At 38.3% G+C, this 7,185-nt stretch carries 7 protein-coding genes; 1 reads left to right on the top strand and 6 read right to left on the bottom strand.

Annotation, left to right across the window (positions count from 1 at the left end; all coding sequences use genetic code 11):
• Positions 1-151 precede the first annotated feature (151 nt).
• The 3 genes from TE34_RS07020 to TE34_RS07010 all read right to left on the bottom strand — a co-directional run bounded on the left by TE34_RS07020 (position 152) and on the right by TE34_RS07010 (position 2,979).
• Positions 152-730, bottom strand: a complete 579-nt coding sequence (locus TE34_RS07020) for a nitroreductase family protein (protein ID WP_047984120.1) — start codon at positions 728-730, stop codon at positions 152-154.
• 19 nt (positions 731-749) lie between these two features.
• The gene (gene eutH, locus TE34_RS07015; RefSeq protein WP_047984119.1) at positions 750-1,838 is read right to left on the bottom strand and encodes an ethanolamine utilization protein EutH; all 1,089 of its coding nucleotides are present in this window, start codon (positions 1,836-1,838) and stop codon (positions 750-752) included.
• Positions 1,839-1,995: 157 nt separating this feature from the next.
• Positions 1,996-2,979, bottom strand: a complete 984-nt coding sequence (locus TE34_RS07010) for a nucleoside hydrolase (RefSeq protein WP_047984118.1) — start codon at positions 2,977-2,979, stop codon at positions 1,996-1,998.
• Between the two features lie 189 nt (positions 2,980-3,168).
• Between TE34_RS07010 and TE34_RS07005 the strand changes: the two genes are divergently transcribed.
• Positions 3,169-3,483: a hypothetical protein gene (locus TE34_RS07005; RefSeq protein WP_047984117.1), complete on the top strand. Its 315-nt coding sequence runs from the start codon at positions 3,169-3,171 to the stop codon at positions 3,481-3,483.
• Positions 3,484-3,563: 80 nt separating this feature from the next.
• Here the strand turns inward: TE34_RS07005 and eno are convergent, their stop codons facing one another.
• The 3 genes from eno to tpiA are packed head-to-tail and all read right to left on the bottom strand — an operon-like array spanning position 3,564 to position 7,161.
• Positions 3,564-4,853 carry a phosphopyruvate hydratase gene (eno, locus tag TE34_RS07000; RefSeq protein WP_047984116.1) on the bottom strand — a complete coding sequence of 430 codons (1,290 nt, stop codon included), beginning with the start codon at positions 4,851-4,853 and terminating at the stop codon, positions 3,564-3,566.
• 14 nt (positions 4,854-4,867) lie between these two features.
• On the bottom strand, positions 4,868-6,406 hold the full coding sequence (gpmI, locus tag TE34_RS06995) for a 2,3-bisphosphoglycerate-independent phosphoglycerate mutase (protein ID WP_047984115.1): 1,539 nt from the start codon (positions 6,404-6,406) through the stop codon (positions 4,868-4,870).
• Positions 6,403-7,161, bottom strand: coding sequence for a triose-phosphate isomerase (gene tpiA / locus TE34_RS06990; RefSeq protein WP_047984114.1), 759 nt, complete (start codon positions 7,159-7,161; stop codon positions 6,403-6,405). The genes gpmI and tpiA overlap by 4 nt, the downstream gene beginning before the upstream one ends.
• Positions 7,162-7,185 lie beyond the last annotated feature (24 nt).

The raw sequence follows: 7,185 nt of genomic DNA, 5'->3' as shown, positions 1-7,185 counted from the left end.
CTCAGACATTTCCAGTGCTTTTTTATAAATTTTGTCCGTGAGACCGCTTCTCTCAGACATTTTCTATGATTTTTTATGGATTTTGTCCGTGAGACGCCTTCTCTAAGACATTTCAAGTGTTTTTCCAATAATTTTGTCCGTTAGATTTTAACTAATCCAAAATTATCTCCATTCTCTCCTCAATAGGTGTCCGTCCCTTAGCCTTAGGAATTCTCTCTGGATAGCCAATCTGCAAGACCGCAGCGATTTTGACAACCTCTGGATCTAGTCCGATATCCTTATAAAAATCCTCATCATGCATATAAGGCGTAATCGTCCAAAGCATGCCCACACCTTTTTCCCAAGCTGCTAGTTGAGAATTTTGGATAAAGGCACAAACGGCAGAATACTCCTCTTCATATCGGACAGGATCTTCCTCTTTCTCCAAATAGATAACTGCATGATGCGGTATATCTAGTAAAAATTTACGCATGGATTCTATCATTTTCAAGGTTTTGGCTTCTCGATTATTGCTGATCAAACCAATTCGTTGATAGCTTTTTAGAATAGACTCCACAAAAGCTATTCTTCCTTTTCCTTGATAGAGTTTAATTCTCCATGGCTCTTTCATATAATGTGTTGGCGCATAGGAGCCATAGGTAAAGATTTCTTTTAACGTTGCGATATCCACTTCGTTTTCTTTGAAAGTATGAATGCTTCTTCGATTTCGTATTGTATCCAGTACGCTCACTACTTGACCTCCCCCAATACTAGCTAGTCAGCTCAGGCTTTTTTCTAGTTACCAAAACAGCTAACAAAACAGCACTAATGCCCCCGACAAGTTTCCCAATAATCATCGCAAATACAACTTCTTTATGCACCCCGGCTACAAAGCCTAGATGGCTCCCAAATACAAAAGCACCACTTACTGCAAAAGCTACATTTATGACTTTCCCTCTCGAATCCATATCTTTTAGAATCGCAAACATTGGAATATTATGGGCAAGTGTTGCTATTAACCCTGCAGTGGCGGTTTCGTTAATGCCCAGCATTGAGCCGAATTTCTCAAGCGGATTTTTTAGTAATTTAGAGATAAGTAAAACCATCGGGAAAGCTCCACCTAGAAAGACAGCTATCATTGCAACAATCTCAATTCCCTCTATTAGCGGTGTCAGATTGGGGATAACCGTAAAACCTGTAAATGTTTCAACGGATATAGCAACTAATCCAACAATCGCCATCACTTCAATTAACTTTGCCAAAATGGAAAAACCTGCTATCATCTTATCCGTGAATTTCCATAAACCAATCGAGATTAGTATGGAAATAATAACGGTGGGAATAAGATTTTTTATAATTAATAGAATACTTAGGTCAGCAATTATCCCACCCACAAAACATCCAATAGGAACAGTAATTAAACCTAATAGAATCCCTTGTGCAAAATACTTTCGATCCTCTTTCTCAATAATTCCTAGTGCAACTGGAATCGTAAATGCTAGTGTAGGGCCCGTCATCGTTCCAAGAAATACCCAAGCAAATAATTCAGCTTCAGCACTTTGAGACATTTCCGTTGCTAAAGAATACCCACCCATATCAAGTGCCAAAATCGTATTCGGAAAAGCTGCTGGATCTGCACCAACTAATTCATAAATTGGGGTTACAAATGGAGTGAGAATATTAGCCAATACTGGCGCCAGTGAAATAATCCCAACCATTGCTAGCGTCAAAGAACCCATCGTCATAATACCGTCCGTAAACCTTGACCCTAATCCCCATTTATTACCTAATAACCTATCAACGGCCCCCAAACAAAAAAAGCCAATAACAATGAATACAATAATATCGTTAATGCCCATGATGATTCTCCAATTCTATTTCATTATCAATTTATTAATTCTAATTATAATATCAATTTCCCTCCTATGTTACCACAAAAATGGTTCTATAAATTGAAGAATTGAACATAAAAATAGCACAGTAAGTACCTATCTTACTGCGCTAAATAATATCTTCTCATTCTTTATACTCAAACCGCTGGCCTGACATGATTGTCATAAAGTCCATGAAAAACTCTCTATAATCAAAATCAAAAGCAATGCGGTGCCTCTTAATTTCTTTATCTGTTTCTTCTTCAAAATCCCCAAAAGGTCTTATATCTGCAATACTCTGCCCACGCTCTGTCCCTCTAGTTGCTTGAACAATGTGAACTGGATACTCTTCAAATGTAAACATTTCCTCCTTATTTACAGCCATTAAAGTTAAGACATCATGTAATGGACTTCCTTGTACATTCGGGTCCCGTTTACTATAAAAATCATAATAATAGTCAACCATTGGTTTAAATATTTCAATTGACCCAACTTGATCAATATAATTGACCATATCCGGTGTAACAATCGCATTTTGAGTAACATTTAGTGGGATAATTGTCACTTGCTCAGCATATGTTAATACAATTTGTGCAGCAACAGGGTCACCATGAAAATTAGCTTCGGATACAGCCGTAACATTTCCTGGTACCCAAAAAGCTCCTCCCATTATATAAATTTTATTAATATGTTCCATTGTTCTTGGATAGAGCAAGTACATCGTTGCTAGTGATGTTAATCTTCCTACGTTCACGATATAGAGGTCTTCTCCATATTCTTCAATAATATCAATTATCGTAAAAAAGTTTTCTAGTGTGATGCCGTCTTCAATTTCTGGTGGAGTAATGGGTCCTAGCCCATATTCTCCATGAATTTCAGGAAAAACTTCAACTGGATCTGCAGTCATGGGATTTTCCGCACCTGCGATAATTACTTGTTCCTGTGATTCATCTGAAACTAAAACCTCTTCTTTTAAATATTGAACACTTGCAAGTGCGTTTTCCCTCGTTATATTTCCATATTCCGTCACTACACCAACAATATCAATCTCATCATTTAAGTACCCATACATAATTGCAACAATATCATCGATTCCTATATCTCCAAATAACAATACCTTTTTTGCCAACTTGTCTCTTCCCTTCATGAAAACATTTGGTCTCTATAGCCTATTTCATTCCGATGTTGTCCTGTGACGATATAATGATGAAACTTACAATGTTTGTATACTTAGGTAAACTTATCTAACAGTTTGTCCCTCCAGTAATATAGATAAGACTATTACATTTAATGGAGGAAAACTTATGAGAAAAGATACTTGTTATTACTGGGAATACTGACGATAGTTCTTACTATAACAGGTTGCGGAAAAGACAAAGTCACCATATCTGGTGAAAATGCAGAAATTATTTCATTTAACGAAGATGATGGAGATTTTACTATCACCAATGAAAAAGGGGAATCAGTATCTTATTCAGAGGATGAAGATGGAAATGTCTCTATAACTGGTGAAGGTGAAGATGGTGAGTCATTCTCTATGAATAGTGGCACTGAGCTACCTAAAGAGTTCCCAGAGGAAATACCTCTGCCTGATAAGTTTGTTGTAACAAGTGCTTTTAATTTGAGTGAATGAAGGAGTGCCATCAGTAGTAACACTACTTTATGTACTCACAAAAGAATAAGGCTGCGAAATTCGCAGCCTCTTTTTTTGTATTATTTATTTTTCAAATTGTAAAATGCGTTTAGTCCAGCATATTCACCCATGCCTGCTAATTCATCTTCAATACGTAGTAATTGATTATATTTAGCTACACGATCCGTACGAGAAGGTGCACCTGTTTTGATTTGGCCAGCATTTGTTGCAACAGCGATATCAGCAATCGTTGCATCTTCTGTTTCACCAGAGCGGTGTGAGATGACTGCTGTATAGCCAGCACGTTTTGCCATTTCAATCGCATCAAATGTTTCCGTTAATGTACCAATTTGATTTACTTTAATTAGGATAGAGTTTCCTACACCTTGCTCAATACCTTGTGCTAACTTCTTCGTGTTCGTAACGAATAAGTCATCACCAACTAGTTGCACTTTTCCGCCTAGACGATCGGTTAGTAGCTTGTGACCTTCCCAGTCGTTTTCATCTAGACCATCTTCAATCGAGATGATTGGGTATTTATTTACCATTTCCTCATACCAGTCAACCATTTCTGCAGAAGTTCGAGTTACACCTTCACCTTTTAGAACGTACTTACCATCTTCATAGAATTCAGAAGAAGCAACGTCCATTGCTAATTTAACTTCTTCACCTGGTTTGTAACCAGCTGCTTCGATAGCTTCCACAATTGTTTGTAAAGCCTCTTCATTTGATCCAAGGTTAGGCGCAAACCCACCTTCATCACCTACAGCAGTATTTAATCCTTTTGAACTTAGCACTTTTTTCAATGAATGGAAAATCTCTGCACCAGTACGAAGCGCTTCTTTAAACGTAGGAGCAGCAACAGGCATAATCATGAATTCTTGAATGTCCACATTATTATCTGCATGCTCTCCACCATTAACGATGTTCATCATTGGTGTTGGAAGAGTTTTACCATTGAACCCACCTAAGTAGTTATATAAAGGTACTTCTAAGAAGTTTGCAGCTGCATGAGCTACTGCCATCGACACGCCAAGGATAGCGTTTGCTCCTAGTTTACCTTTATTTTCTGTTCCATCTAAATCAATCATAAGCGCATCAATGATATTTTGACGAGTCACATCTAAGCCGATAATTTCTGGTGCAATTATATCATTTACGTTATGAACTGCTTTTTCTACACCTTTTCCTAGATAACGGCCTTTGTCACCATCACGTAGTTCTACTGCTTCATATTCTCCAGTAGAAGCACCACTTGGTACCATCGCAGAGCCAAATGCTCCTGATTCCGTGTAAATTTCAACCTCAACTGTTGGATTTCCTCGTGAATCTAACACTTCACGTGCATATACGTCTGTAATGTATGGCATTTTATTCTCTCCTTTTACTTTTTAATTAGAGTTGTTCCTGTCATTTCTTTAGGTTTCTCAATATCTAATAAATCAAGCAATGTTGGTGCAAGGTCTGCTAAAATTCCACCATCGCGTAGTTCTGCACCTTCTTTTGTAACAATTACGGGTACTGGATTGGTAGTATGGGCTGTCATCGGATTACCATCTAATGTTACTACCTCATCCGAATTCCCATGGTCAGCTGTAATAATTGCATGACCACCTAACTTGGTTATTTTATCCACTACCTTACCAAGACATTCATCTACCACTTCTATTGCCTTAATCGTTGGCTCTAGCATTCCAGAGTGCCCTACCATGTCAGGATTTGCAAAGTTTAAAATAACTGCATTAACTTCTCCTGCATCCAGTTCATTTAATAAAGCATCGGTTACTTCATACGCACTCATCTCTGGTTTTAAATCATATGTTGCAACTTTCGGTGAATCAATTAGAACACGCTTCTCACCTGGAAATTCCTGTTCACGTCCACCACTCATAAAGAATGTCACATGTGGATACTTTTCCGTTTCCGCAATTCGAAGTTGCTTCATATTGTTTTGCGCCAAAACCTCCCCAATTGTATTATCCAGGTTTGTAGGTTCATACGCAACAAAACCATCGATGGATTCACTAAATTGAGTAAGCATGACGAAATCTAGATTTTGCGGGATCCCTGGCCCACGGTCAAAGTCACGAAAGTCTTCATTTGCAAAGGTACGTGAAATTTGTATCGCACGGTCTGGACGGAAGTTATAGAAGATAATAGAATCCTCATCTTCTACCTTTCCAACTGGATTGCCATTTTCATCAACAACAACAGATGGTATAACGAATTCATCATAGATGCCATTCTCATAAGAGTCTTCCACTACTTCTATAGCACTCTTGTAGCTTGGTCCTTCACCATAGACCATCGCATCATATGCCTTTTTCACGCGATCCCAACGTTTATCGCGGTCCATCGAGTAATAACGACCGGATACAGTAGCAATTTTTCCAATTCCAAGTTCCGTGATTTTTTGTTCGGTTTGTTCAATATATCCTTTTGCTGTTTGTGGCCCAACATCACGACCATCTAGAAAGGCATGTAAATATACTTTTTCTAACCCTTGGTCTTTTGCAAGCTTTAGAAGTGCGAACAAGTGCTCAATGTGACTATGAACGCCACCATCCGATAATAGCCCAAAAATATGTAGTGCTTTGTTTTTTTCTTTTGCTCGATTAATCGATTTCAGGAAAGCTTTATTTTCGTAAAAATCTCCTTCACGAATGGATAAGTTCACCCTTGTTAAGCTTTGATACACAATACGGCCAGCTCCAATATTCAAATGGCCAACCTCTGAGTTACCCATTTGACCTTTAGGAAGGCCAACTGCTTCACCACTTGCCTCTAACTGATTATGTGCATATGTGTTCCAATAACGGTCAAAATTTGGTTTATTTGCTTGTTCTACTGCGTTTCCCTTTACTTCATTTCGTATGGCAAAGCCATCTAGAATAATTAGCGCAGCTAATTTTTTCTGGCTCATTTTGCTCCTGCCTCCACAAGCTGTAAGAATGAATCAGCTTCTAGACTTGCTCCACCTACTAATGCTCCATCAATATCAGATTGTGCTAATAGCTCATCGACATTGGAAGGTTTGACACTGCCACCATATTGAATGATTACAGCTTCAGCAGTCACTTCATCCGTTACCGATTTTACTACTTGGCGAATGTGAGCACATACTTCGTTAGCATCCTCACTAGAAGCTGTCTTCCCAGTACCTATCGCCCAAACTGGTTCATATGCAATAATCGTTTGTGCCACTTGCTCATTAGACAAGCCCTCAATTGCTTTTTTTACTTGTGTTTCTACTAAAGATTTCGTTTCATTCGCTTCTCGTTGTTCTAACGTTTCTCCTACACATACGATTGGTGTTAATCCATGGTTAAAGGCAGCATGAGTCTTTTTATTTACGGTTTCATCTGTCTCAGCAAAATATTCGCGTCGTTCGGAGTGACCAATGACAACATGCGTTACTCCGATGTCTTTTAACATAACAGGACTAACTTCACCGGTGAATGCGCCATTATCTTCAAAATGCATATTCTGTGCACTAACTTTTACATTCGTCCCTTTTGTCTTTTCTGCTAAGGAAGCTAAGTAAGGAAACGGTGCACATACAATTGCTTCCACTTTGTCTTCGGAAGGAATTTTATCCATTACATCATCGACAAATTGAGTTGCTTCTGAGAGTGTTTTATTCATTTTCCAGTTACCTGCAATTACATTTTTACGCATGATATCACCTCTATAAAAGATTTG

The organism is Ornithinibacillus californiensis (genome assembly GCF_001038485.1).
Lineage (GTDB): Bacteria > Bacillota > Bacilli > Bacillales > Amphibacillaceae > Ornithinibacillus > Ornithinibacillus californiensis.
The sequence above is the reverse complement of the archived record's forward strand: the minus strand, read 5'-3'. Positions and strand labels throughout refer to the sequence as shown.

Excerpts from the sequence above, each read along its gene's own strand:
- eutH (WP_047984119.1), bottom strand. The coding sequence starts at position 1,838 with ATGGGCATTAACGATATTATTGTATTCATTGTTATTGGCTTTTTTTGT.
- eno (WP_047984116.1), bottom strand. The coding sequence starts at position 4,853 with ATGCCATACATTACAGACGTATATGCACGTGAAGTGTTAGATTCACGA.
- gpmI (WP_047984115.1), bottom strand. The coding sequence starts at position 6,406 with ATGAGCCAGAAAAAATTAGCTGCGCTAATTATTCTAGATGGCTTTGCC.
- tpiA (WP_047984114.1), bottom strand. The coding sequence starts at position 7,161 with ATGCGTAAAAATGTAATTGCAGGTAACTGGAAAATGAATAAAACACTC.